The following is a 24730-nucleotide window of genomic DNA, read 5'->3' as shown; positions in this document are numbered from 1 at the left end:
GTTTACTGCGATGGCACCCACAAGGGGTGCCGCTACATAACAAAACAAATCAAATCACACCCAGCCGCCGGCCGGCGGTCTCGAAGGCGGCAACGGCACGGTCGATCTGGTCGGGCGTGTGCGCAGCGCTCATTTGCGTGCGTATGCGCGCGCGGCCCTTGGGCACGACGGGATACGAAAAGCCGATAACATAAATTCCTTCGTGCAAAAGCGCATCGGCCAGTTGGCTGGCCCGCTGCGCATCGCCCAGCATAACCGGAATGATTGGATGCTCGCCCGGCACCAATTCAAAGCCCAGAGCGGCCATCGCACTGCGAAACCGCCGGCCGTTGGCGTGCACCCGCTCGCGCAAGGCGTCGCCCTCGGCGCTTTGCAAAAGCGCCAGCACTTGCAACGAAGCCGCCACAATGCCGGGTGCCAAGGTATTGGAAAACAGGTAGGGCCGGGAACGCTGCCGCAACAGCTCCACCACCGACTCATGCGCCGCCACATAGCCGCCCGATGCTCCGCCCAGGGCCTTTCCCAGAGTGCCTGTCAATATGTGAACACGCCCTTCCACCCCGCAATATTCGGGGGTGCCTCGACCATGTTGGCCCATAAAACCCACGGCGTGCGAATCATCTACCATAACGATCGCCCCATACTTATCCGCCAAATCGCAAATCGACTTCAAATTTGCAACGATGCCATCCATGGAGAACACGCCATCGGTCGCGATCAGCTTGAAGCGCATGCCCGCCCGATCCGCCGCCTGCAGTTGCGCTTCAAGGTCGGCCATATCGTTGTTGGCATAGCGGTAGCGCTGCGCCTTGCACAAGCGCACCCCATCGATAATGCTGGCGTGATTCAGGGCATCGCTAATAATGGCGTCGCCCTCATCCAGCAAGACCTCGAACAGGCCGCCATTGGCATCGAAGCAACTGGAATACAGAATCGAATCGCCCATTTTGAGGAAACCGGCCAGCGCCTGTTCCAATTGTTTATGGCCGGTTTGCGTGCCGCAGATAAATCGCACCGACGCCAGCCCGAATCCCGCTTCATCCAGGCCTTTTTTGGATGCCTGGATCAAACGCGCATCGTTGGCCAAGCCCAGGTAGTTATTGGCGCAGAAATTCAGCACCTGTGCGCCATCGGCCAACGCTATCTGCGCGGACTGCGCGCTGGCGATAACGCGCTCGGCCTTGTAGAAGCCATCGTCGCGCAATTGTTGAATTTGCGCGTTTATGTGATCTATAAAAGGGTTGGGCATGGGAAACCTTGGGGTGGGACGGGTGCGAGGTTGTATGTTACTGCGGCGGGAGGCGGGTGGGGGGTGATAAAGCCGAGGTGGCACCCACAAGGGGTGCCGCTACACACAAGGGGTGCCGCTACAAATACCAGCCGGAACGTTATGTAGCGCCACCTCTTGTGGGTGGCAAAACGTTGATAGGCAAGATTGTGTCTTGCGTAGATGACAGGCACAAGGCCTGTCGCTACAGCCTATGGCCACATTCCGTCACTACAAAATAGATATAGGTCATATGGTTGACTTTGATGAATTTCGCCTTTAAGATGAACCCGGTTCTAGTCGATTGTCGAATATCTACCAACAGAATTTAAGGAGCTTCGAATGATTCATCTTGTGTTACACGATGCCAACGACATGGTCGCGGTCGCGGTCGTGGAAGGCGTTACAGCGGGTACGGAATTAACAGCGTGGATCATGGACGATGACCGCATGATCAAAATCAAGGCGGAGCAAGACATCCCCATCGGCCACAAAATCGCCATGAAAGACATGGCAGTGGGCGACACCGTCATCAAGTACGGCGTTGATATCGGCAAGGTCGTTGCACCGATCAAGAAAGGCCAGCACGCCCACACTCAAAACATCAAGACCAAACGCTGGTAAACGAATCGCAGCAGCACCGGTGGCCACACCGTCGATGCGCACAGCCCATTCGTTGCTTTCTGTTTGTTCAGCCCCCTGAACGTCTCTAACTTCTATAGACCCAATCATGATTACTAAAGACACTACTTTCCTAGGCTATCGCCGTGAAAACGGCCGCGTCGGCGTGCGTAACCACGTCATCATCCTGCCGCTCGATGATTTGTCCAATGCCGCCTGCGAGGCCGTTGCCCACAACATCAAGGGCGCGATGGTCATCTCCCACCCCTATGGCCGGCTGCAATTCGGCGCCGACCTGGAACTGCATTTCCGCACGCTGATCGGCGCAGGTTCCAACCCCAACGTCGCCGCGGTGGTGGTGATAGGCATTGAAGACGGCTGGACCAAAAAAGTCGTGGACGGCATCAAGGCCACCGGCAAACCCGTTACCGGCTTTGGCATCGAGCGCCACGGCGATCACGAAACGATTATGAAGGCCTCCAAAGTTGCTCGCGAATACGTGCAATGGGCCTCGGAAAAACAACGCGAAGTCTGCAATATCAAGGAACTGTGGGTGTCCACCAAGTGCGGCGAAAGCGACACCACGTCGGGCTGCGGCTCCAACCCCACGGTGGGCAATGCGTTTGACAAATTGCACCCCCTCGGCGCGACCATGGTATTTGGCGAAACAACCGAAATAACCGGCGGCGAAAAATTTGTGGCCGCCCGCTGCGCGAACGACGAAGTGCGCGCCAAATTCATGTTCATGTTCGACCGCTATCAAGAAGTCATCGATCGCCACAAGACATCGGACTTGTCCGATTCGCAACCCACCAAAGGCAATATCGAAGGCGGGCTGACAACGATCGAAGAAAAAGCCATGGGCAACATCCAGAAAATCGGCAAGAAATGCTCGGTTGATGGCGTACTCGACAAAGCCGAGACCCCCACGCACCCCGGGCTCTGGTTCATGGACTCCTCTTCGGCAGCAGCCGAAATGGTGACCTTGTGCGCGGCCGCGGGCTATGTCGTGCACTTCTTCCCCACCGGCCAGGGCAACATCATCGGCAACCCGATTCTGCCGGTCATCAAGCTTAGCGCCAACCCGCGCACGGTCCGCACCATGAGCGAACACATCGACTTCGACTGCTCGCCGCTGTTGCAGCGCGAAATGAACCTGGACGAAGCCGGCGACCAATTGCTCGACGTCATGCTGGCAACCGCCAACGGCCGCCTGACCAACGCCGAAGCGCTGGGCCATCGTGAATTTGTGATGACGCGCCTGTACGAAAGCGCTTAAACGACAGGGCTCGCTATAAGCGAGCCCTTCAGTGTGCGCCCGACACAGGGGTCGGGTCGGCCCGAACGTCTATCTTCGAGCCGACCCGCAATGCACACATCCAGATTGGCTCGATAGTCAGATTCATTATGGGGTAACACTATGAAAAAGCGCAATTGGGTGATGGCCCTTTTGGCTGCGTCAGTCATTGTGTCCGGAGTGGCCCGGGCAGAAGTCAGCGAAATCAAAGTCGCACAGCAATACGGCATCAGCTATTTGCCCTTGATGGTGATGGAGCAGCAAAAGCTCATCGAGAAACAGGCCAGCGCCTTGGGTATTAAAGACCTGAAGGTAGGCTGGGCCAAATTTGCCGGCGGCAACGTCATGACGGATGCGCTGATTTCGGGAGACCTGCACTTCGGCTCGGGAGGCGTTGGCGTACTGCTTACGCTATGGGACAAAACCCAGGGCTCGATTGCCGTCAAGGGCGTAGGCGCCATGAACTCGATGCCGCTTTACCTGAACACCCGCAATCCCAATATCAAAACGATTAAAGATTTCACCGACAAAGACAAGATCGCACTGCCTGCGGTCAAGGTTTCCAATCAGGCCATCTACTTGCAAATGGCCGCCGAACAAGTCTTCGGGCCCGGCCAGCAAAGCAAACTGGACCGGCTGACCGTATCCATGTCGCACCCGGACGCCCAGGCGCAATTGCTCTCGGGCATGAGCGAAATCAATAGCCATTTCACCGCGCCGCCCTTCCAATATCAGGAACTGAAAAATCCGACCATACATACGGTCCTGAATTCGTATGACGTGCTGGGCGGCCCTCACACCTTCAACTTGGTATTTACCACGACCAAATTCAGGGATGCCAACCCCAAGACCTACGAAGCCTTCACCAAGGCGCTGGCCGAAGCCATCAACTACATCAACACCGACAAGAAAGGCGCCGCCGAGATTTACCTTAAAGTCTCCAAAGACAAAACATCAGTCGATGATATCCTTGCAATGTTGAACGACCCAAATATCAAGTTCACGACGACGCCGCAAAATGTCTTGAAGCTTGCTACGTACCTACACAAGATCGGCCGGCTAAAACATCAGCCGGCAACCTGGAAAGACATGTTCTTTTCCAATGCATACAGCCAGCCGGGCAGTTGAACCCGGACGATATTCACGAATGACACTGGCGCGTTGCCGCTCGTAGCGGCACGACGACCAGGTCCGTAAACGACGCAGTTCGTTATGGAGGATACAAGAATGAGTACGACTTCAAAGCCCTTGCTGGAAGTAAATGGGGTGACCCTGCAGTACAAGACCAAAGAGTATTTAATTACCGCCACCTATCGGGTGGATTTCAAGGTATACCAATCAGACCGGTTCGTATTGCTGGGGCCGTCAGGCTGTGGCAAGTCCACCTTATTGAAAGCCGTTGGCGGATACCTCACGCCCACCGAGGGCGAGATCCGGCTGAAGGACAAGATCGTTACCATGCCGGGGCCCGATCGCATGATGGTGTTCCAGGAATTCGACCAGTTGCCGCCCTGGAAAACCGTTAAACAAAACGTGATGTTTCCGCTGATTGCCAGCGGCAAGCTAAAAGGCCGGGCGGCCGAAGAAAAGGCCATGCAGTACATCGAAAAGGTGAAGCTCGCCGCATTTGCCAACCACTATCCGCACCAGTTGTCGGGCGGCATGAAGCAGCGGGTTGCCATTGCGCGCGGCATGGCCATGGAACCCGACATCCTGCTTATGGATGAGCCCTATGCGGCTCTGGACGCACTGACCCGCAAAAAAATGCAGGATGAACTGCTGCTGCTGTGGGACGACACACGGTTCACCGTGCTGTTCGTCACCCACTCCATCGAAGAAGCCGTGAAAGTCGGCAACCGGATTTTGCTGCTTTCGCCCCATCCGGGCCAGGTGACTGCCGAGCTCAACAGCACAGGCGAAGATACGCGCGATGCCAGCGGCAAGAGCCTGTCGGAGCGCATCAACACCATGCTGTTCGAGGAAAATGTAGAAGAAGAGGAGGAGGTTGTTCATGTCTAACCCCGAAAGTAACCAAGCCCCCCAGAAACCGGCAAGAAGCAATGTCGAACGCGACGAGATTTTTCGCACTCGATCGGCAAGCGAGGATTTCGGCGTTATCGAAAAGCCCTTGACCCGGTGGGAAAAGCTCTACGACAACAACGTCGCCCGAAAGATGTTTATTTTGGTGGTTCTGGCACTGGCCTGGCAAATTTACGCCACTCTTTTGCATAACGAACTCTTGTTCCCAACCTTTACGGCAACGGTAAAGGCGCTTGTCACGGGTATTGTCAGCGGGGGTCTGCTAGGTAAATCGTGGTTCTCCATCAGGATATTGCTGATGGGCTATTCCGCAGGCCTGGCGCTGGCGGCCCTTTTAACGATATTTGCCATTACCTCGCGCATCGGGCGGGATTTCCTGGAAACCGTCACTTCCATGTTCAACCCGCTGCCGGCTATCGCATTGCTGCCTCTGGCGCTGCTGTGGTTCGGCCTGGGCTCCGGCAGCCTGGTATTTGTATTGATCCATTCCGTGTTGTGGGCCGTTGCGCTCAATACACACTCGGGATTCCAGTCGGTCAGCACGACGCTGCGGATGGTCGGCAGAAACTACGGCCTGACCGGCCTTCGCTATGTATTCGGCATACTGATCCCAGCCGCGTTTCCCGCCATTTTGGCCGGCCTGAAAATCGGCTGGGCCTTCGCCTGGCGCACCTTGATTGCGGCCGAACTGGTATTTGGCGTAAGCTCGGGCAGCGGCGGATTGGGCTGGTTCATCTACGAGAACAAAAACCAGCTGGAGATCCCCAGCGTATTTGCCGGTTTGCTAACGGTAATTCTCATCGGTCTGTTCGTCGAAAACTTTATTTTCCGCATTATCGAGCAGCGCACCATACGTAAATGGGGGATGCAGGAATAGTTGTAGCGGCAGCCCTTGTGGCTACCATCGTAAAACGGATAATGTAGCTACCGTCTTGATGGTCAAGGTTTTGTGCCACCCACAAGGGGTGGCGCTACATCGTGTACGGATACAGCTTCGTAGCGGCACCCCTTGTGGGTGCCACCACACACAAAAGGGCTTGCAATGAAGCTGGTGATTTGCGAATTTATGGATAACGCTTCCGTTGCAACGCTTGCGGCGCAATTCGACACACTCTACGACCCCACCCTGGTCGACCGCCGCCCGGAACTGTTGGCGGCGCTGGCCGATGCCGATGGCCTGATCGTGCGCAATCGAACGCAGGTTGACCGGGCGTTACTTGAAGCCGCTACGCGCTTGCGCGTAGTGGGCCGCCTGGGCGTAGGGCTGGACAATATCGACGTGCCCGCCTGCGAAGCTCGTCAGGTAGCGGTTATTCCCGCCACCGGCGCCAACGCAAGGGCCGTGGCCGAATATGTGATTGGCACGGCCATGGCCTTGCTGCGCCGGGCTTATACCCGCAGCGCCGATACGGCCGCGGGCAACTGGCCCCGCGCCGCTCTGTCCGACGGGTGCGAGATTGCCGGCAAGACTCTGGGGTTGATCGGATTCGGCGGAATCGGCCAGTTGACCGCCCGCCTGGCGCAAAGCCTGGACATCAAGGTTATCGCCTACGACCCGTTAATCGCCGCCGACGCGCCCGTGTGGAAGAACACCAAGGCCACACCGGCCAAGCTGGACGACTTATTGGCGCAAGCCGATATCGTATCGCTGCATGTTCCGTTAACCGAGCAGACCCGCCATCTTATCGACCAGAATGCGTTGGCCAAGATGCGAACCAGCGCCATTCTTATCAATACGGCGCGCGGCGGCATTGTCGATGAAACGGCGCTAGGCAATGCATTGCGACTAGGTCAGTTGGGCGGCGCTGCAATCGATGTTTTTGCGCACGAGCCGCTTGCGGCCGGCAGCGCATTGTCCGATGCTCCGAATCTTATACTTACCCCTCATATTGCCGGGGTCACCACCGAATCGAACGTGCGCGTCAGTGCGCTGATAGCCGAACGTGTGGCCGCCCAGCTTAAATAAAGCCATATTTTTTAGGGATTGCATTTCATGCCTGTGCTTTCAATTGACACACTAACGACTCTCGCCGCCGACGCCCTCACCTCCGCCGGAGCCAGCCGCAGCGCCGCGCTGGCGGCGGCACGGGCCCTGACGGCCGCCGACGCCCAAGGGCTTGCCTCGCACGGCGTTTCGCGTGTGCCGCAATACGCTGCATTCCTGCGCAACGGCCGCAGCAATGGCCAAGCCAGCCCTCGCGTTGTGCAATCCAAAGGCGGCGCCTGCCTGATCGACGCGCAATGCGGCATGGCCTATGAAGCCTGCGCCATGGCGGTGGAACAGGCCATTGAACGCGCACGGGAATTCGGGATAGCCTGCGTCGGCGTCACCAACAGCAATCACTTTGGCGCGGCGGCGGGCCACCTGGGCCCCATCGGAAAAGCCGGTCTGGTCGGCATGGCCTTCGGCAACTCGCCCGCCGCCATGCCCGCCTGGGGCGGCAAAACTCCCCTGTTCGGCACGAACCCTATCGCGGCCATATTCCCACGGCACGATGCGCAGGCCCTGCTGATCGACCTGGCGCTTAGTGAAGCGGCCCGCGGCAAAATCATGGTAGCGGCCAAAGAAGGTAAACCCATACCGCTGGGCTGGGCGGTTGATAAAGACGGCAAGCCCACCACTGATGCCAAGGCCGCGCTGGCAGGCAGCATGCTACCCACGGGTGGCGTAAAAGGCGCCATGCTGGCACTGGTGGTCGAACTATTGGCCTGTGCGCTAACAGGCGCCGCCTTTGGTTTTGAGGCCGATTCGTTCTTTGTGGAGGCGGGCAATCAGCCGCGCCTCGGGCAACTGTTTCTGGCTATCGACCCGGGTGCCATGGCTGGCGCCGACATGTATTTTTCACGCACCGAAAAACTGATAGAACTCATGCTGCAAGACGAAGGCGTGCGGCTGCCGGGCGACCGGCGCCATGCCCTGCTTGAGAAAGCCGAGCGAGAAGGCATAACCATACCCGATGCCTTGCACCAGCAAATTGCCGCACTCGCCGGCCACCCTTGATTTCGAGCCAATAATTAAAACCTTGCCGAAGACACTAAAGGCCACCCGGCGATGCATGAATTTCTGATTAACTTAAGTTCCATCATCCCGCTCGCTCACATAGCCTTTGCGTCATTCACGCTATTGATCGCCTACTCGGTGTTTGGGCTAACCGGCTTTGGCTCGTCCATCACCGCCATACCGTTCCTGATACTGGTCTTACCCCTGCATACCGCCGTATCGGTGATGTTGTTGTTCGACCTGGTCGTCTGCACGGTGCTCAATTCACGCGAATGGCGCAACATCAACAAAACCGAATTGAAACGGCTGTTGCCCTACCTGCTGGTCGGAGCGGTTGTCGGGATTTCCCTGCTGGTCCATGCCCCCAAAAAACCGCTGTTTTTCTTGTTGGGCGCATTTATCCTGTTGATGTTTGTGTGGAGCAACTTCATCAACAAGAAGGCCTACAAGATCAGCCCAAGGCTGGCCGCGCCACTGGGGTTTATCGGTGGCATGTTTACCACCCTGTTTGGAACCGGCGGGCCGCTCTACACCATTTACCTGAACGGGCGCATCGACGACAAGAAGATATTGCGGTCGACATTGGGGACGTTGATAGGCACCACCGCCCTCATCCGCCTTTGCATGTTTCTGGTGACAGGGCTGCTGCTTGATCCGCACATTTACGTTATTGCGGCCATCCTGTTCCCCAGCGCCCTGGCCGGCTTCTTTCTGGGTAGCCGCCTGCACGAAAAAATATCGTCGGTCACCGCAAAGAAGCTGGTCTGGGCCATTTTGCTGCTGGGCGGCATAAGCGCCATTGTCAAAGGGCTGTGAGCGTGGATGGTGGCACCCACAAGGGGTGCCGCTACAAAAACGTACCCGCTGCTACAAATCACGCGCCCCTACAAAACGTACCGGCGAGAACGTGGACAAGACGCAATCTGGATTGCTAAGCCTCAATAGATCGATCCCTGAAAAATATTGAGGCGCTCCTGAGATCGAATACCTGCCTACGGCATGAAACTCCCACCATTTACATCAATAATTGCGCCTGTGGAGTAACCCGCATCGTACGAGGCCAGAAAGGCGACCGTAGCGGCCACTTCCTCCGCTCGCCCTAATCTTCCTGCCGGTATCGACGCTGCATGCCTGGCATTTACGTCACTACCGACCGCCGCCGTCATGGTCGACTCTATCCGGCCTGGCGCTACACAATTGACCGTAATGCCAAAATCGGCGACCTCGGCCGCAAGCACCCGCGAAAATCCTGTCATTCCAGATTTGGTTGCGGCATAGTGTGCCCCTGGGACAGGAGTTCTCGTGCGAGCCGCCTGACTCGTTATCATTATTATCCTTCCCCAACCATGCGACTTCAGCACAGGCAAGCAAGTCTTCGTGACAAGAAATGCGCCAGTCAGATTTACATCCAGTACGCGACGCCACTCACTCAGAGGCATATCAGCCACATCACACTTTTTACCTTCATGCTTTGGAGAGATTCCGGCGTTGTTGACAAGGATGGCCAATTTCGGCCACCACTCTCCCAGTTGATGAGGTAAGGTAAGTACAGCGGCTTCATCAGTAATATCAAGGCACACAGACCGGACTGAATAGCCAGCATCCTGCAACGATCTAGCCGCTTGTCCAACTTCGGGATTCAGATCAAGCATTATTACCTTGTGACCCTCGCTTGCGAGCCTTGCCGCAATCGCCATCCCAATTCCACGCGCCGCACCGGTTACTAATGCCACCCTGTCATTCAGACTCACATTCTCTCCAGGTAGTAGATGATCAGAGTTTATTGACTACAACCCAACGACAGGCCACCACATACAAACAATGTTTGCCCGGTGACAAAGCCAGCATCGTCAGATAAGAAAAATCGTACCGCTCCCGCTATATCTTCGGGCCTGCCTATATGACGAAGCGGTATTCTTTCTTCCAGAGTATGCATGTCAGCGAAATCTTTAGGGTTATTATTGATATATAAATCGGTCAGAATAGGCCCAGGGGCCACTGTATTAACGGTTATCCCTTTAGGCCCAAGCTCTAACGCCCATGTTTTAGTAAACCCAATTAGTCCGTTTTTTGTCGCCGCATAAGCAGATCTATTTTGCATTCCCAAAACAGCACGGCTTGCAATATTAACGATTCGGCCTTTTCCTTGTTCTACCATATGTGGAATGCAAGCTTGAGCGCACAGCAATGGGGCCAACAAATTGATCTGGACGATTTGCTCTAACTCTGCTGGTGTTGTATTAAGGACGGAGCTCGAAGTTGTTCGACCAGCATTATTGACAAGGCAATCTATCTGATGACGCTTGGTAATTTCGCTAAGGACATCCTGCGTTTCGTTTCGTTGCGATAAGTCAGCTACAAAAAATTCCCCTGGAAAGTCGCCCTCTGGCTTGGCCCTCGCTATACCGATAACAATATGGCCTTCGCTGGACATCCGATGTGCAATGGCTCTACCTATGCCTTTACTGGCGCCCGTTATAAGTATGGTCGATCGCATCTTGGTCAGGCCCTCTAGTCGAACATTCAAAGTGGCGGCAGGTTAGCTTCCTTTACAACCGTAGCCCATCGATCAACCTCGCCTTTTACAAATTCGTTAAAATCTCGCGGAGTATTTTTCTCGCTTGGCACTACGATCCCCAAGCTTGAATAACTGGCAATCATTTCTTTGGTTTTAAAGGATTGGTTAAGCAAAGCATTTATTTTCTGGACGATTTGCGGGTCTGTGTTCTTGGGGGCGAACAAGCCGAACCAAGACTGGACAGAAAAGCCTTTGACTCCGGCTTCGTCCAGCGTAGGAACATTGGGAACAGAGGGCGATCGTTGTAGAGTTGTGATTCCGAGCGCTCGCAAGCTCCCCGCCTTCACTTGGCCCAATATACTGGGCAAATTGTCGAATATAGAGTCTACTTGGTTTCCAATGACCGCCGCGTCAGCAGGCCCGCTGCCTCTGAATGGCACATGCAATATGTTTGTACCGGTTTTGAGTTTAAATAACTCGCACGACATGTGTATGCCCGACCCTGTCCCAGAAGATGCACAGCTTAACTTTCCTGGGTTTTGTTTGGCAAAGTCAATATATTCCTGGACCGTCTTGACCGGCAATTTGGGATTCACAACCAACAGATTTGGGACAGTACCCAGCAAGGCTACCGACTCGAAATCGCTATATATGTTGTAGTTCAGATTTTTGTATAACGAATGATTAATAGCATTTGCTGTCGACCCTACAAAGTAGGTGTACCCATCGGCACGCGCCCGCTTCACGTTCTCGGCACCAATATTACTATTGGCACCTGACCTATTCTCGACTACAAAAGGTTGCCCGGTAGCCGCTGTCAATGTTTTCGCCATAAGCCGGGCAATGATATCTGTCGTGCCGCCTGCCGCGTATCCCACCACCAGGGTGACTTGATGGTCTGGCCATGTATTTTCAGCGGCGCAAGACATCGTCGGAAGAGCAAGGCTAATAGTGGATAGCGTGAGTGTTAGCGTCAGTGCAAATTTCTTGTATTTCATTTTTTGATCTAGGCATTCATCCATCAATGGAAATTGATACATGAAAGCCTATCCTCCTCTATTTGGCGGTAACAGTAGTTATATCGGCTCGGTGCCTTGTATCGTAATTCGATGCATTTCCCTTCTTTGCCCCGGGTAATCGTTAATGGCGTAGTGCATAGTGCAACGATTATCCCAAAAGGCTAAAGACCCTTCTTTCCATCTAAAGCGGCAGGTATTTTCAGGCTTGATGCTTTCTTTATATAAATATTCCAAGAGAGGCAGGCTTTCTTCACGCGACATACCTGCAAAGGCATATGTAAAAGGGCGGTTCACAAACAGGCATTTTTTACCGCTTTCTTCGTGCGTACGTACCACCGGATGGATGCTATCGATGCGCCCCACATCCTCCTGCAATTTTGTCGATCGAGTGGCATTACGGGCTTTGGCATTTTTCGACAAGAAATCGTTGGAATGTATTGCCTTCAGGCTTCCCAGCTGTTCTTTTAATCCATCAGACAAGCCATCGTAAGCAAGATATAAATTGGACCACAGAGTATCGCCCCCCACTTTGGGCACCTCACGCGCATAAAGAATTGAGCCTAATGGCGGCGTCCGCTGGTACGTTTCATCAGTGTGCCAAGTGTCCCCTATTATGTCTTTTTCATTCGGCTCTTTTACGACAGGCATAATCTGCGGATAATCATTTAGCGTCTGATAGACTGGCGTCTTGCTTATCGGCCCAAACTGTTCGGCGAATTTTATTTGCTGTTCAGGAGCTATTTTTTGATCACGTAAAAAAATAACGTGATATTTCAACAGCGCACCTCTAATGTCGGCTATTGCCGAATCAGTACAGCCACCTGCAATATCTACCCCAAATAACTCGGCACCTATGGTTCCTGTTAAAGGCCTAATTTCCATTATTAATATCTCGTAGCTGGTTATCTTGATTTACCGAACAGATCAATTGACAATTTAGGTCTTTATTTGATAATGGTCTAATACATTTGTGCCGGCTCATTATTAGGAAAAATCGAATAATGCTAAACCTCAAGCAGCTACGATATTTCTTGGCGGTTGCAGAAGAAGAACACTATGGGCGGGCCGCCAACAGATTGGGGATAAGTCAGCCACCGCTGACCGAGCATATTCAGGCATTGGAACAAGATCTTCAGGCGCAGCTGTTCAGGCGCACTACACGCTCGGTGCAACTGACCAACGAAGGGAAAGCATTGATGGAGCATGTGCGAACTATTCTGCTCGACATTGATCGATGCAGGGCAGTCGTCGCCGACGCAAAGTACGAAAGGGCCACACTGCTGACATTAGGCGTCCTTCACGCACATACATATACGTTTTTGCCCGGTTTCCTAAAACACTGTTTTGACAAAATTCCAGACGTCCGAATCAAGCTGGTCGAATACTCTACACAACAACAGGCCGCTACTCTTGTCGATGGCGGCGTCAATATAGGAATTGTTCGGGAGCCTGTATATCATCCAGACCTTGAAACCGTCAGCTTATTCCAAGAGCGATATTGCATCGCCCTACCGACATCTTCGCCACAAGCCAGGAAGAAGAAAATTTCAATTAAGGACTTAATCAACTTGCCTATGATAGGCTACCCAAGCCACGACAACAAAAGGAGCACCCGAAATCTCTTCAGGGATTTTTTTGCCCAATTTGGAGTAACGCCGGCGGGGTACGAGGAAGTCACAACGACGTATTCTGCGCTTGCTCTTGTCGCCGCGGGCCGCGGGTTCTCTCCGGTACCGGAATCGCAAACTTTGATGAAAATAAACGGCGTTTCCTATCGAAACTTTTCCGAAGAAGCACCTCGTTTATCCGTTGGGCTCGCTTGGCTTAGGGGGCAAAATTTACCGATACTGGATCAGTTCACAGCGTTGGCACGCAACTATTTTTCGCATAGCCGTCGTGCTACCCCCCAGGAAAACAATCATATCCATAAGTAGGATTTGCACGAAATAAAGTTTCCACAAATCGATGGCACCCACAAGGGGTGCCGCTACAAAGACGTACCCGCTACATCTACCTTTTTATCGTGGGCGCCGCCACGGATTCGATCAGGACGTTGATGCACGCGGGCTTGCCGCTATTGAAGGCACGCTCGAGCGCGGCGGGCAGGTCGGCGGCGGCGGTCACGTATTCGCCGTGGCCACCCAGGGCTTCGACGACCTTGTCGTAGCGGGCGGGCAGCAATTCGCATCCCTGGGCCCGCGCCTTGCCGTAGGTACGCAACTGGATCTGGTATTCGGCATTCCATCGGGCGTCATTGCCTATGACGACGATGACCGGCAAGCCGTAACGCACGGCGGTGTCGATTTCGGCCATGTGAAAGCCAAATGTGCCATCGCCCATGACGGCCACCACCGGTGAACCCGGATCTGCAACCTGGGCTGCGAGCGCAAAGGGTAGCGACGGCCCTATGGCACCGGCCACGCCATTGATTAACCGCTTCTTTGCCGCCGTGACGACGGCTTGCGGCCACTGGCCTATTTCGCCGCCGTCGCATACCAACGTTGCCTGCGGGTGCCGCACGAAAAAGGCTTGCACCGCGTTGCAGAACTCCACGGGATGAACCGGCCCGCTGTCTGCCGACCGCACGCTTTGCCATTGCGGCGGACGATAGACAATCGCCGCGTTTACCTGATCCAGCCACGCACCTGCATGCTTCTGATCGGATCTCTCGTTTTTGGACAACGCCTCTATGGCGCTAACCGGATCGGCCAGCGTGGACAGAACCAGCCTGTCTTTCTGGTATTTAACGACGCGGGCGACGAGGTCCTGATCGGGGTCGATCACGATAAAACGGCAGTCGGGATGCACGAAGGGCGCATTGGCAAAGCGCAAGGTGAAATCGAGCGGCTTGCCCAGCAGGACGATCAGGTCGGCCTGAGCCAGCATTTCGGCAAAGGCGCCAAGGCTTGGATCGTTGATGCCGCGCGGGCTTTCCATGCCAATGACAGGCACCTGTATCGCCTGCTGCAATTGCGCCATCAGCACGCGGCCATGCGTGCGGCAAAGGGTCGGACCGCACAAAACCAAAGGACGCTGGGCGCTCTCGATTTGCGCCAGAATCTGTTTGGCCGTGTGCTCTGCAAGAGGCATGCGAACGGCATGGGACGCGGACACGTCGGGCCAGAGCTCCTGACTCGAATCGATGCTCTGCTCTAAAAGATCGGCCGGGAGGCTAAGGTGAACCGGGCCGGGGCGGCCGCTGCGGGCTATTTGCATGGCCTTCGCCAGGTCATGCCCCAACACCGCGGCAGACTGGACCATCCACGAGGCTTTGGTAACGGGGGCTGCCGATTCGGCCTGGCGCAGTTCCTGAAAAGCACCCTTGCCCAGCTCACTTAAGCCCGCATGGCCCGACAACAGTACCATCGGGGCCTCGGAGGCCAGCGCGGTAACCAGCGCCGCGGCACCATTCGTATGCCCCTGGCCCGCGGTGACCATCGCGATTCCCACTTGGCCTGTCGTACGGGCATAGGCATCGGCCATATGCACGCAAGCGGCTTCATGGCGCACATGAATGATGTCGACAGGCGTATCAATCAGCGCATCATAGACCGGCATGATATGGTTTCCCGAAAGGGAAAACACCTTCTCGACACCCAGGCGCGTCAGCGTCTGGGCGATAATGTCGGCACCTCGAATGCGTTCTTTTTCCGGCATGGCATGTTCCTGATGAAATGGGCTGTCATACCCTTTAAATGGCAGATCGGGCGCTACGGCTCCAAAATGGTTTCCCCCGGAACGACCCGCGTGAAGTGCACCGGCTCGCGAGACAGCTCGATGGATTTTCCGGCCTGGCGCACCACAGTATAGGTCGAGCCGGGCAAATCGCCCGCTGCGGGAAAGTCTTCACGAAAATGGGCACCGCGCGAATTTTCGCGCGCCAGCGCGGCGGTGGCGATCGCCTGGCTGACCGCAATCAGGCTCTTCAAATTCAACCAATCGTGCCACGTCAGATTGAATTCAGGGTCTTCTCCCGACACGCCTATGCCGGACAGCGCGCTGTCAAGCTCCGACAACGTCTGCAGGCCACGCTTCAGGCCTTGCTCGGTGCGAAGAATACCGACATCGTTCCACATGCATTCGTACAGCGCCTCGCGTATCGCTTCCAGATTGCCCGCCGCCTGTTTGAATGGCGCACTGTGCATCGCCACGCTGGCGTCGATGGCCGCTTCATCGGGCGCACGCAAGGCGGTTTCTTGTGCGTCGCCCCGGGCAAGCCAGGCTGCCATGGTTTCCCCGGCGATACCGCCAAAGACCGTTGAATTCGCCACGCCATTTCCACCCAGGCGATTGGCGCCATGCACGCCACCCGTATCTTCGCCTGCCGCAAAAAGGCCCTTCAACGGCGTCGTGCAATCAGGCTGGAACACCACACCGCCCATCATATAGTGGGCCGTCGGCACCACCTCGACCAGGTCGCCTGCCAGGTCGAAGCCGCAATCGGCGCAGCGCTCTACCATGCCTTTGAACTGCTTGCGTACCTTGTCGGGCCCCAGATGGTGCATCTGTATGTAGACGCCGCCATGCGGCGAGCCGTGGCCTTCGCGCATTTCCATGTAAATGGAGCGCGAGACAATGTCGCGCGTGGCCCGCTCGCCGCGCGGATCGTACTTGTCCATGAAGCGCTCTTTCGCTCCATTCAACAAATAGCCGCCCGCGCCGCGCAGGCCTTCTTCAAGAACCGTGCCCGTCATGCGGGTATCCGTTCCGGCCAGCAGGCCGGTGGGATGGAACTGCACCATTTCCATATCCCGCAGCGGCAGTCCGGCGCGCAGCGCCATCGCCAGGCCATCACAGCTCTTGTCGCCCGAAGGCGTATGGAATTTGTACATGGTCGGGCCACCGCCCGTCGCCAACAATACCGCACGAGCCTGTACGAAAACAAATTCGCCACTGTGCATGTCGATCATCAGCACGCCCGCCAGGGCCGTGCCGTCTGCCGTCTTGATCAGGTCGACCGCTCGGTGCTCTTCCAGCCGGCCTATGCCGCGCGCCCACACCTGTTCGGACAGCCGGTTAATAATTTCAATGCCGGTCAGGTCGCCTTTGTGCACCGTCCGGTCAAAAGTCTGGCCGGCAAACGCTTTCTGGTGCACGGTGCCGTCGGGGTTGCGGTCGAAGAAGCAGCCCAGCTCGTTTTCGAGCTCGTGCACGCGTTCGACCCCTTTGGTCACGAGCGTCCAGGCCAGATCCTGGTTGGATAGCCACTTGCCGCCCTCGATGGTGTCCATGAAATGACGCTCGACCGAATCGCCCACCGCCAAGGCCACGTTGTAGCCGCCTTGCACCATGCGGGTACAGCCGCATTTTCCAAGCAAGCCTTTGACCGCCACCGTAATCGATAATGCCGGATTCGCCGTGTGCGCATGCAAAGCCGCGAACAAACCCGCACCGCCCGAGCCAAGAATCAAGACATCTGTTTGTATGCGTTTGACGGTCATGCGGATTTCACCCCAAGAGAAGCCAGCACCTTCGCCCTGCGAGCGGCGGCGTCATCGCGCACTTCACTGTACAGGCTGGCGCCATGGCTATCCATCGCGACCAGCAACGGGCCGAAATCCTTGATGCGGAATTTCCACAGGGATTCGGGATTCAGGTCATCCAGGTCGACATCCTCGATCTGTTCGATCCAGGTGGTTTCCAATGCCGCCGTCCCCCCCACAATGGCCAGATAGACGCCACCGAGTTCTTTAAACGCGGATAAAGAATCTTCTCGCAAACCGCCCTTGCCGATAATGATGCGCACGCCGTTTTCAGTCATGAGCGGCCGGGTGAAACGTTCCATGCGGTCGGACGTGGTGGTGCCGATGCAGATGGACTCGTAGCCGCAAGGGTGCGCCGCGTCTATCGGGACTTTTTTCACGTTGGGCGCGGTATGGATCACGGCGTGGCCGCGCAGGTCGAAGCGCGTGCGGCGCTGGCGATCGAACATATGGATCTGGGTCGCATCGCGGATGCCGTAAAGCGTGGTTTGAAGCGTCACGGTGTCGTTGATCCGAAGCTGGCGCACCTGCGCTTCGGTCACGGGAGTATTCAGTTCGTAATGAGCCATGATTAATATCCGTAAACAATATCAGCGGGCGTAAACGTAGCCGTGGCCCGGCGGGCAGAGTGGCACTGCATATTGACGGCTACCGGATTCAGGGTAATGTGCGTGGCCGCCAGTTCGATATGCACGGCAAACGCGGTCCCATCGCCTCCCAGGCCCTGCGGCCCCACGCCCAACTGGTTGACGGCCGCCGATAGTTCCTGCTCGAGCCTGGCGCCATCCGGATCGGCGCAATGGGTGCCCAATGCCCGCGTCGCGGCGCGCTTGGCCAAGGCCATGCACAAATCGGAACTGCCGCCGATGCCCACGCCCACGATGGTGGGCGGACAGGTCTTGCCACCTGCGGCCAGCACGCAGTCGATGGTAAAGGTTTTGATAGCGTCGATACCTTCGGCCGGGATCGCCATTTTCAGGAAGGAATTGTTTTCCGAGCCGCTCCCCTTGGGGATCATGGTTATTTTCAAGTAGTCGGGCTGGTCGACGAAATCGATCGTGATGACAGGCACCTCGATCCCGCAGGAGGTGTTTTCGTTCTTGCGGGTTAGCGGGTGCACAATCGACGAACGAAACGGATGCTCGGTGGTGGCGCGCTCACAACCTTTTCGGATGGCCTGCTTCAAGGCATAGCCATTGACGTCTACATTATTGCCAATGGCAACCTTGTAGACGGGCACGCCCGTGTCCTGGCACAGCAGGTTGTTGGTGCGCTCGGCCACGCTGATATTGGTGATCATGGTGCCCAGAACGCGCTTCGCAACCGGCACGGTTTCGGCGCCCGCCAAGGTGGCAAACCCCTCCTTGATATCGGGCGGCAGCATTTTCAAAGCACGTATGTACAGCTCTTTAGACGCCTCTTCGACGGCGTGCAAATCAATTTTCATGTTTATCTCCTTCGCGAGATCCAGATTTATCCAATCAATGCCAGGGCAAAGGCCAGCCCAACGGCAATACTGAAGCCGCCCGCGCCGGCTATCCAATTTTTTCGCAGGCCACGCTGGGAAGAAAATTCGATCAGCAACAGTCGCAGGCCGCCCATCATGTGCAGCGACAGCAACACCACCAGCCCCCATTCGCTAAACTTGAAGAAGGCGTTGTCGGTGAGTTTAAGAAAGCCATCGAGCGCCGCTTCGCCATGTATGGCCAGGCTTAGTGCCCAGAAATGCAGCGGCAGGAATAGCCCAAGAACCAATCCCGAAAGGCGATGAAGCAAAAACGCCCAATAGGCCGGATGATTGCGGGCGCGGAAGTCATTCGTGCGTTTCATGATGCCACCAACGCGTAAACCGCACGCAAACCCATGAACAGAATCGCGGCGCCAAAGACATTGGCGGCGATGTTTGCGGCGGATTGGCGCCAATGCAGCCACTCTTCGGCGATCTTGGCCAGCCCAATGGGCACATGCACGGCACAGGCAACGACAAAGACGCCATAAAACAGGCCAACCCATATACTGCCATGCGTGCGCCCGAGGATTTCGGCTGCGGTCAGGCCGCCGCGCACCGCGTAAATCATGACGGCGATATGCACCATCACGCAAATGGCCAGAACCATTGCGCTGATGCGTTGCCAATACCAGCGTTTGGCTTGCTGTGAAACCAGACTCATAGGTCGCCTCCGATCGCCGCCCGAGCGGTGGTCCGCTTCAGGCCGGCAATGCTGAATGTGGGCGAGAGCCCTTTGGGACACCGCTCGGTACACGAACCCTGGGTGTGGCAGGAGTGACAGCCGGCATCGCCCGCTACAGCCTCCAAACGTTCGTGCTGCTGAACGTCGCGCACATCGTTGACCAGCGTCCAGGCCCGATTGAGCGCCGCCGGGCCCAGAAAGTCGGGCCGCCAGGACACCACGTCGCAAGACGAATAACAGACGCCGCAACCGATGCATTCCATGCCGGCGTCGGCGGCGAGCCGTTCTTTGGACGCGGGATCGACGACGGCGAAGTCATCGTGCCGGGTTTTGTCGCCTTTGAATTGGCCTTTGGCACGCGCCCATTTATCGAAGAATTCGGTCATGTCGGCGGCGAGGTCTTTGACGATGGGCAGGTTAGCCAGCGGCGCGACTTCGAGCTGATCGTTCTTGATGACTTTGGCGACGTGGGTTCGACAGGTCCACCGCGCGACGCCGTTGACGGTCATGGCGCAGGATCCGCACATTCCGACACGACAGGCGTAACGGTAGCTAAGGGTGTGGTCGAGGTGGCGCTGGATGTAGGTGACTACGTCGAGGACGGTTTGGCTTTGGCGGCGGGGTACGTCGTAGGTGGTAAAGCTGCCGTGCTCTTTGCCGCGCCAAACCTTCACTTTGAGGTTTTCAGTCATAAGGTTTTTCCCGATTTTTGGCGTATGGTTGAGGCCGCGATCACGCCTTATCGAACGCATGGTTTGTGAGTGAAAAGGTACCTGATAGACCTATATTATTAGCCTTGCGATCCAAAAGAGAAAGCTAGTATTTGTTTGTTTGAGATAAATTATTTCTTTAGTGTGTAGCGCCACCCCTTGTGGGTGGCATTCGCTGCAGGTAGCATTCTTTTTATACACCCTATACGGCATAGAACCTTCTTGCCCCGCGCCGTGGGCGGTTAAGGCGGGTCGGGCTCCGACGGGCACGGTCATGGCTGCGCCATGACTCCCCGCGGGCAGGGCCGGCTTCGGGGCGTGCCCAAGTCGCCCGCCCCACCTTAACCGCCCACGACGCTCGATTGGTGAGTGATGATGAGGTCGTCATTAATGTAGCGGCACCCCTTGTGGGTGCCATGGCGTTCTAAAATACCGCCTTGGTTATCAACGATTTTGGCAGCCACAAGGGCTGCCGCTACAAGCAACGGATATGTTGTTTTTGTAGCGGCGGATCAACGCCCCTCAAACACCGGCTTTCTCTTTTCTATAAACGCCGCCATCCCTTCTTTCTGATCCCGCGAGGCGAACAGTAATTCGAACGCCTTGCGCTCCAGCATGAGGCCGGTGTCGAGCGAAACGTCGGCCCCGGCGAGGACGACTTCCTTGGTTTGCATGATGGCCAACGGTGGCATGGTGGCGATTCGCGCTGCCATTTTGAGGGCGGTATCGAGCACTTCGTCGTCGGCCACGACCATGCTGATGAAGCCCATTTCCAGGGCCTCCTTGGCGCTGACCAGTTCGCCGGTGAGGAGCATTTTCATGGCACGGTATTTTCCTATGGCACGCACCAATCGCTGCGTGCCGCCGCCGCCCGCCATGACGCCCACGCAGACTTCGGGTTGCCCGAACCTGGCGTTTTCTCCGGCGATGATAATGTCGGCGTGCAGGGCCAGTTCGCATCCGCCGCCCAGCGCGGGGCCGTTGACCGCTGCGATGACCGGCTTTGGGCAACCGGCTATCACTTTCCAGAAGTACAGGATGCGCCGCTGCATCATGTTGATGGGATCGGCATCGGCAATTTCCTTCAGGTCGGCCCCGGCAGCAAACACGCTGGAATTGCCTGTCAGGACAATGCAACGTACCGTCGGGTCATCCCCCAGTTGCTGGAAATGCTCGGCCAGCCGGCTTCTGAGGCCGGTATTGAGCGCATTTTTGGCCTCGGGGCGATTTAGCCGCAAAAGCGCGATATGTTCGAGCGGCCTTTCCAGCAGGACTGTTTGCATCATGGGGCTCCGTCGAGAAAGAGTTGAAAACGCCTACTTGAATATCTTATCGATGATGTTCAGTGTTTTACCCAGGTGCAAATAGGTTTCGTACTGATCCTTGGCAAATTTGGCGGTTTCCTTGGGGCCTTGTATGTAGGGAATCGAGCCTACCTTTTCGGTCGCATTGTTCCAGCCCGGCGATTTTTTCAAACTTAGCAACGCGTGGACCAATTTATCGACGATCGGCTTGGGGGTTCCGCGTGGCGCATAGATGCCGCTCCAGCCAATGACCTGGCCCAGCTTGGGTATTCCCAGTTCGGCTGCCGTCGGGACATCGGGCAAATCTTTGTAGCGGGTAGGCGTGGTGACCAGCAGTACGCGCAACTTGCCGGCTTTGACCATACCCAGCATGGTGCCGATGCTGGCGCAGGAAAAATCGACGTGTCCGCCAAGCAAGGCGGCTGTTGCATCGCCTGAACCCTTGTAGGGAATCTGCTGCGGTATTTTATCGCCCAGATTCAGAAGGCTGAACAACAGGCGCGGACCCATGTCATTGGTCGTGGCGACGCCGGCACTGGCGTAATTGAGCTTGCCAGCGTTGGTTTTCAGTGCTTTGACCAGATCGGCATACGTTTTATAAGGTGAGTCGGCACGCACCGCGCAACCGTACGGGTTGAGCTCGAGCAAGCCGATAAAGGTGAAGTCATCCCATTTGTATTTCGTCGTGGTCGGCGCCAATGCCGGCAGAATGGATTGCGAGCCCGGGCGGGCGAGCAAAATGGTATAGCCGTCGGGCGCGGCCTGGCGCACCTGATCGGAGCCGATAATCCCGCTGGCTCCGGGCCGATTGACCACGACGATGGTTTGCCCCAGGGCCTTGTAGGCGTAGGCGGCAAACGCCCGTGCCGCGAGGTCGGAGTCGCCCCCTGCGCTGTAAGGTGCGATGAGCGTGACGGGATGATCGGGATACGAGCCTGACTGCGCAACCGCCACTCCGGTCATTCCCACGGTTGAAACAGCCACACCAACAGCGAATATCGTTTTTAAAATGAAATGCATTTTGTCACCTCCTGTAGAACCGGCACGAGCTCTTCGCCCGCAGATCTATTTATATATTCAAGCTCGTGCCTCGTTTACACTACAGCGGAATGGCGCTGTCCCATTAAAACCATGACGCAATCAACCGCCACAACCCCCTTCTCACCGATCAGGACCGGATTAAGATCCAGTTCCAGCAAGTGTTCTTTCATCGCGTCGGCGAAGTACGCCACGCGGGACAACAACACGGCCAGAATGTGCTTGTCGACGGGCGGCCTGCCGCGTACGCCATCGAAAACGGCGCGCATGCGCAATTCATCAAGCATGCGGCGGGCCTCGTCAACGCCAAATGGCGCTTGCCGCCACACCACATCGCGCAAGACTTCGACAAGAATTCCACCCATGCCAAGCATCACCATCATGCCGAAGGTTGGATCCCGCTTGACGCCGACCACCAGTTCAATATCGCCGGTGGCCATCGGCTGCACCATCACGCCTGTCAGCGTTGCCTGCGGGTCGTATTTGCGCGCACTCTGGATAATCTCCCGATAGGCCTGACGCACGGCCGCTTCGTCTTTGAGATTAAGCCGCACGCCACCGGCCTCTGTCTTGTGCGTGATGGCGGGCGATTCAATTTTTAATGCGACGGGTCCCCCAAAACGCTGCCATGCAGACACGGCACCGTCTTCCGATTCGGCCAGCTCAACATCGGCCATTGGTACCCCAGCAGCGGCCAGCCATTGCACTGCTTGCAGTGTGGGGACCACGCCGGCCCACGGCGGGCCACCCGCCCGCGGGGCCGGCCTTTTGGCTACGGAGCCGGTGTCGGCGATCGGCACCGCATCGGGCTTGGCGGCCAGCCAGGCACGTCGCGCCGCGGCATGACGCACCAGCGCGGCGGCCGCATCCACGGCAGGTTCCGCACCCCGCAACACCGCGATGCCGGCGCGATGCAGACCCTCGACCGCCTCTTGCGGCGCGGCAACCCAACACACAATAAATGGCTTGGTGCTGCTTTTTTTCAGATCGGTAAATAACGTAACCAGCAAGTCCACGTGTGCGGCCATCAGCTGCAGCCAGACTATGCCGATATCGATTCCCGGGTCGGCGAGCAGTGTCAGCACTGAATTACGCAAAATCGCCGGCTCTGCGACGAACTGCCCTGTCACGTCCACCGGGTTGGCGCTGGCGCCGAATCCGGGTACGATTTTGCAAAGCTCCGCCTCGGTTTGAGCGCTCAGGCGCGGCACGGTCAACCCGACTTCCTCGGCGCGGTCCGCCATCATCACGCCCGCACCGCCAGACTGGGTCACAATGCCCAGGCGGCCTCCAGCGGGCGGCGCGGTGTAGACAAAGGCCTCGAGAATATCCAGCATTTGCTCTTCGTTGCGCGCGCGCACAATGCCGTACTGGCGTGCAACCGCATCGAACAAATCATCTTCAACCGCGAGCGAACCGGTATGCGACGCCGCCGCCCGCACACCGGCGCCCAGCCGGCCTACCTTGGTCAGGACCAGCGGTTTGTCGATCCGCCGGCAATGGTCGGCAAGCTCCACAAGCCCCGGGCCGTCCTTGATGCCTTCCAGATAGCCCGCCGCCACCTTGATGCGAGGGTCATCCACGACCCGGGACATGATGTCGGCGAAACCCACATCCATTTCGTTGCCGGTGTTCACGAAATACCCTAGCCCTAAGCCACGCCGGCGCGCCAGGGCCGCAATCGCCGTACCGAAGGCGCCCGACTGGGTGACAAAGCCCACCGGACCCGGCGCGGTATCGCCATCGGCATACTGACTGAAGGTGGCGTACACCTTGTCGAACGCATTGATCAGGCCCAGGCAATTGGGCCCGCAAATCCGTACCCCATTTGCACGTGCCATTGCGAGCAACGCCGCCTCGCGTTCTTTACCTGCCGCACCCATTTCACCAAAGCCCGAGCTAAAGACCACCGCGGCGCGCACGCCTTTTCGGCCCAGCGCCTCGATGACCGGACAGACATCATTGGCAGGCACCACAACAACGGCCAGGTCGGGAATCGTCGGCAAAGCCTCTACGTTGGGGTAACAGGTCAAGCCGGCGATCTGCGGATATTTGGGATTGACGGGATAGATGGTCCCGGCATAGCCCTTCTCAAGAAGAAACTTGAGCGGCCTGCCATTGATTTTCGACAACTGCGCGGACGCACCCAAAATGGCGATCGAACGCGGCGCCAGCATTGCGTCAAGCGCCTGATCATTTGGGGTTAAGGCTAAAACACGGTTCATGTCTGTCATACCCGC

Annotated in this window: 24 protein-coding genes; 9 read left to right on the top strand and 15 right to left on the bottom strand. The window is 56.7% G+C overall.

Annotation, left to right across the window (positions count from 1 at the left end):
• Positions 1 to 49: 49 nt before the first annotated feature.
• Positions 50 to 1249, bottom strand: coding sequence for a glycine C-acetyltransferase (locus EDC26_RS07610; protein ID WP_132581137.1), 1200 nt, complete (start codon positions 1247 to 1249; stop codon positions 50 to 52).
• 360 nt (positions 1250 to 1609) lie between these two features.
• Between EDC26_RS07610 and EDC26_RS07605 the strand changes: the two genes are divergently transcribed.
• The 8 genes from EDC26_RS07605 to EDC26_RS07570 all read left to right on the top strand — a co-directional run bounded on the left by EDC26_RS07605 (position 1610) and on the right by EDC26_RS07570 (position 9042).
• Positions 1610 to 1891: a UxaA family hydrolase gene (locus tag EDC26_RS07605; protein WP_132581135.1), complete on the top strand. Its 282-nt coding sequence runs from the start codon at positions 1610 to 1612 to the stop codon at positions 1889 to 1891.
• 106 nt (positions 1892 to 1997) lie between these two features.
• Positions 1998 to 3167, top strand: coding sequence for a UxaA family hydrolase (locus EDC26_RS07600; protein ID WP_132581123.1), 1170 nt, complete (start codon positions 1998 to 2000; stop codon positions 3165 to 3167).
• A gap of 141 nt (positions 3168 to 3308) precedes the next feature.
• Positions 3309 to 4313 (top strand): ABC transporter substrate-binding protein, encoded by a 1005-nt coding sequence (locus EDC26_RS07595; protein WP_132581121.1) that lies wholly within the window; start codon positions 3309 to 3311, stop codon positions 4311 to 4313.
• 99 nt (positions 4314 to 4412) lie between these two features.
• The gene (locus EDC26_RS07590) at positions 4413 to 5204 is read left to right on the top strand and encodes an ABC transporter ATP-binding protein (protein WP_132581119.1); all 792 of its coding nucleotides are present in this window, start codon (positions 4413 to 4415) and stop codon (positions 5202 to 5204) included.
• Positions 5197 to 6102, top strand: coding sequence for an ABC transporter permease (locus EDC26_RS07585; RefSeq protein ID WP_132581117.1), 906 nt, complete (start codon positions 5197 to 5199; stop codon positions 6100 to 6102). Before EDC26_RS07590 ends, EDC26_RS07585 begins: the two co-directional genes overlap by 8 nt.
• Positions 6103 to 6267: 165 nt before the next feature.
• Positions 6268 to 7191, top strand: a complete 924-nt coding sequence (locus EDC26_RS07580) for a hydroxyacid dehydrogenase (protein WP_132581115.1) — start codon at positions 6268 to 6270, stop codon at positions 7189 to 7191.
• Positions 7192 to 7218: 27 nt separating this feature from the next.
• Complete coding sequence (locus EDC26_RS07575) at positions 7219 to 8226, top strand: Ldh family oxidoreductase (RefSeq protein ID WP_132581113.1); 1008 nt, start codon at positions 7219 to 7221, stop codon at positions 8224 to 8226.
• 51 nt (positions 8227 to 8277) lie between these two features.
• Entirely contained in the window at positions 8278 to 9042 is a 765-nt protein-coding gene (locus EDC26_RS07570; protein WP_132581111.1) for a sulfite exporter TauE/SafE family protein, read from the top strand.
• Positions 9043 to 9218: 176 nt separating this feature from the next.
• On the opposite strand, the gene EDC26_RS07565 is transcribed toward EDC26_RS07570, so the two are convergent.
• Genes EDC26_RS07565 through EDC26_RS07550 form a run of 4 tightly spaced genes read right to left on the bottom strand, consistent with a single transcriptional unit; the run spans position 9219 to position 12645 of the window.
• Positions 9219 to 9959 carry an SDR family oxidoreductase gene (locus EDC26_RS07565; RefSeq protein ID WP_279432679.1) on the bottom strand — a complete coding sequence of 247 codons (741 nt, stop codon included), beginning with the start codon at positions 9957 to 9959 and terminating at the stop codon, positions 9219 to 9221.
• A 47-nt stretch (positions 9960 to 10006) separates the two neighbouring features.
• Entirely contained in the window at positions 10007 to 10723 is a 717-nt protein-coding gene (locus EDC26_RS07560; RefSeq protein WP_132581107.1) for an SDR family NAD(P)-dependent oxidoreductase, read from the bottom strand.
• Positions 10724 to 10749: 26 nt separating this feature from the next.
• Positions 10750 to 11784, bottom strand: a complete 1035-nt coding sequence (locus EDC26_RS07555; protein ID WP_243700830.1) for a Bug family tripartite tricarboxylate transporter substrate binding protein — start codon at positions 11782 to 11784, stop codon at positions 10750 to 10752.
• A 36-nt stretch (positions 11785 to 11820) separates the two neighbouring features.
• On the bottom strand, positions 11821 to 12645 hold the full coding sequence (locus EDC26_RS07550) for a TauD/TfdA dioxygenase family protein (protein WP_132581105.1): 825 nt from the start codon (positions 12643 to 12645) through the stop codon (positions 11821 to 11823).
• A 119-nt stretch (positions 12646 to 12764) separates the two neighbouring features.
• Here EDC26_RS07550 and EDC26_RS07545 point away from each other — a divergent pair, with 119 nt between their 5' ends.
• Positions 12765 to 13697: a LysR family transcriptional regulator gene (locus EDC26_RS07545; RefSeq protein ID WP_132581103.1), complete on the top strand. Its 933-nt coding sequence runs from the start codon at positions 12765 to 12767 to the stop codon at positions 13695 to 13697.
• Positions 13698 to 13773: 76 nt separating this feature from the next.
• On the opposite strand, the gene EDC26_RS07540 is transcribed toward EDC26_RS07545, so the two are convergent.
• The 10 genes from EDC26_RS07540 to EDC26_RS07495 all read right to left on the bottom strand — a co-directional run bounded on the left by EDC26_RS07540 (position 13774) and on the right by EDC26_RS07495 (position 24715).
• Entirely contained in the window at positions 13774 to 15420 is a 1647-nt protein-coding gene (locus tag EDC26_RS07540) for a thiamine pyrophosphate-binding protein (protein ID WP_132581101.1), read from the bottom strand.
• A gap of 53 nt (positions 15421 to 15473) precedes the next feature.
• Positions 15474 to 17204 carry an L-aspartate oxidase gene (locus EDC26_RS07535; RefSeq protein WP_132581100.1) on the bottom strand — a complete coding sequence of 577 codons (1731 nt, stop codon included), beginning with the start codon at positions 17202 to 17204 and terminating at the stop codon, positions 15474 to 15476.
• Positions 17201 to 17815 (bottom strand): fumarate hydratase C-terminal domain-containing protein, encoded by a 615-nt coding sequence (locus tag EDC26_RS07530; protein ID WP_132581098.1) that lies wholly within the window; start codon positions 17813 to 17815, stop codon positions 17201 to 17203. Before EDC26_RS07530 ends, EDC26_RS07535 begins: the two co-directional genes overlap by 4 nt.
• 2 nt (positions 17816 to 17817) lie before the next feature.
• Positions 17818 to 18693 (bottom strand): fumarate hydratase, encoded by an 876-nt coding sequence (locus tag EDC26_RS07525; RefSeq protein WP_132581096.1) that lies wholly within the window; start codon positions 18691 to 18693, stop codon positions 17818 to 17820.
• Between the two features lie 26 nt (positions 18694 to 18719).
• The gene (gene sdhC, locus EDC26_RS07520; RefSeq protein ID WP_132581094.1) at positions 18720 to 19076 is read right to left on the bottom strand and encodes a succinate dehydrogenase, cytochrome b556 subunit; all 357 of its coding nucleotides are present in this window, start codon (positions 19074 to 19076) and stop codon (positions 18720 to 18722) included.
• Positions 19073 to 19417, bottom strand: a complete 345-nt coding sequence (locus EDC26_RS07515) for a succinate dehydrogenase/fumarate reductase transmembrane subunit (RefSeq protein WP_132581092.1) — start codon at positions 19415 to 19417, stop codon at positions 19073 to 19075. Before EDC26_RS07515 ends, sdhC begins: the two co-directional genes overlap by 4 nt.
• Positions 19414 to 20130 (bottom strand): succinate dehydrogenase/fumarate reductase iron-sulfur subunit, encoded by a 717-nt coding sequence (locus tag EDC26_RS07510; RefSeq protein WP_132581090.1) that lies wholly within the window; start codon positions 20128 to 20130, stop codon positions 19414 to 19416. Before EDC26_RS07510 ends, EDC26_RS07515 begins: the two co-directional genes overlap by 4 nt.
• A 530-nt stretch (positions 20131 to 20660) precedes the next feature.
• Complete coding sequence (locus EDC26_RS07505; RefSeq protein ID WP_132581445.1) at positions 20661 to 21431, bottom strand: enoyl-CoA hydratase; 771 nt, start codon at positions 21429 to 21431, stop codon at positions 20661 to 20663.
• Between the two features lie 33 nt (positions 21432 to 21464).
• Positions 21465 to 22472 (bottom strand): Bug family tripartite tricarboxylate transporter substrate binding protein, encoded by a 1008-nt coding sequence (locus EDC26_RS07500; protein WP_132581088.1) that lies wholly within the window; start codon positions 22470 to 22472, stop codon positions 21465 to 21467.
• A 74-nt stretch (positions 22473 to 22546) separates the two neighbouring features.
• Positions 22547 to 24715 (bottom strand): acetate--CoA ligase family protein, encoded by a 2169-nt coding sequence (locus tag EDC26_RS07495; RefSeq protein ID WP_243700829.1) that lies wholly within the window; start codon positions 24713 to 24715, stop codon positions 22547 to 22549.
• Positions 24716 to 24730: the final 15 nt, after the last annotated feature.

The sequence above is a fragment of the Paralcaligenes ureilyticus genome (genome assembly GCF_004346225.1).
In the GTDB taxonomy this organism is placed as follows: Bacteria; Pseudomonadota; Gammaproteobacteria; order Burkholderiales; family Burkholderiaceae_B; genus Paralcaligenes; species Paralcaligenes ureilyticus.
The sequence above is the reverse complement of the archived record's forward strand: the minus strand, read 5'-3'. Positions and strand labels throughout refer to the sequence as shown.

Bases quoted from the DNA above. Each gene is read 5' to 3' on its own strand.
- EDC26_RS07555 (WP_243700830.1), bottom strand. From the start codon at position 11,784: ATGTATCAATTTCCATTGATGGATGAATGCCTAGATCAAAAAATGAAA.
- EDC26_RS07580 (WP_132581115.1), top strand. From the start codon at position 6,268: ATGAAGCTGGTGATTTGCGAATTTATGGATAACGCTTCCGTTGCAACG.
- EDC26_RS07500 (WP_132581088.1), bottom strand. From the start codon at position 22,472: ATGCATTTCATTTTAAAAACGATATTCGCTGTTGGTGTGGCTGTTTCA.
- EDC26_RS07605 (WP_132581135.1), top strand. From the start codon at position 1,610: ATGATTCATCTTGTGTTACACGATGCCAACGACATGGTCGCGGTCGCG.
- EDC26_RS07545 (WP_132581103.1), top strand. From the start codon at position 12,765: ATGCTAAACCTCAAGCAGCTACGATATTTCTTGGCGGTTGCAGAAGAA.
- sdhC (WP_132581094.1), bottom strand. From the start codon at position 19,076: ATGAAACGCACGAATGACTTCCGCGCCCGCAATCATCCGGCCTATTGG.
- EDC26_RS07525 (WP_132581096.1), bottom strand. From the start codon at position 18,693: ATGAAAATTGATTTGCACGCCGTCGAAGAGGCGTCTAAAGAGCTGTAC.
- EDC26_RS07510 (WP_132581090.1), bottom strand. From the start codon at position 20,130: ATGACTGAAAACCTCAAAGTGAAGGTTTGGCGCGGCAAAGAGCACGGC.
- EDC26_RS07595 (WP_132581121.1), top strand. From the start codon at position 3,309: ATGAAAAAGCGCAATTGGGTGATGGCCCTTTTGGCTGCGTCAGTCATT.
- EDC26_RS07585 (WP_132581117.1), top strand. From the start codon at position 5,197: ATGTCTAACCCCGAAAGTAACCAAGCCCCCCAGAAACCGGCAAGAAGC.
- EDC26_RS07495 (WP_243700829.1), bottom strand. From the start codon at position 24,715: ATGAACCGTGTTTTAGCCTTAACCCCAAATGATCAGGCGCTTGACGCA.
- EDC26_RS07590 (WP_132581119.1), top strand. From the start codon at position 4,413: ATGAGTACGACTTCAAAGCCCTTGCTGGAAGTAAATGGGGTGACCCTG.
- EDC26_RS07535 (WP_132581100.1), bottom strand. From the start codon at position 17,204: ATGACCGTCAAACGCATACAAACAGATGTCTTGATTCTTGGCTCGGGC.
- EDC26_RS07600 (WP_132581123.1), top strand. From the start codon at position 1,998: ATGATTACTAAAGACACTACTTTCCTAGGCTATCGCCGTGAAAACGGC.
- EDC26_RS07610 (WP_132581137.1), bottom strand. From the start codon at position 1,249: ATGCCCAACCCTTTTATAGATCACATAAACGCGCAAATTCAACAATTG.
- EDC26_RS07540 (WP_132581101.1), bottom strand. From the start codon at position 15,420: ATGCCGGAAAAAGAACGCATTCGAGGTGCCGACATTATCGCCCAGACG.
- EDC26_RS07570 (WP_132581111.1), top strand. From the start codon at position 8,278: ATGCATGAATTTCTGATTAACTTAAGTTCCATCATCCCGCTCGCTCAC.
- EDC26_RS07560 (WP_132581107.1), bottom strand. From the start codon at position 10,723: ATGCGATCGACCATACTTATAACGGGCGCCAGTAAAGGCATAGGTAGA.
- EDC26_RS07575 (WP_132581113.1), top strand. From the start codon at position 7,219: ATGCCTGTGCTTTCAATTGACACACTAACGACTCTCGCCGCCGACGCC.
- EDC26_RS07505 (WP_132581445.1), bottom strand. From the start codon at position 21,431: ATGCAAACAGTCCTGCTGGAAAGGCCGCTCGAACATATCGCGCTTTTG.
- EDC26_RS07530 (WP_132581098.1), bottom strand. From the start codon at position 17,815: ATGGCTCATTACGAACTGAATACTCCCGTGACCGAAGCGCAGGTGCGC.
- EDC26_RS07550 (WP_132581105.1), bottom strand. From the start codon at position 12,645: ATGGAAATTAGGCCTTTAACAGGAACCATAGGTGCCGAGTTATTTGGG.
- EDC26_RS07515 (WP_132581092.1), bottom strand. From the start codon at position 19,417: ATGAGTCTGGTTTCACAGCAAGCCAAACGCTGGTATTGGCAACGCATC.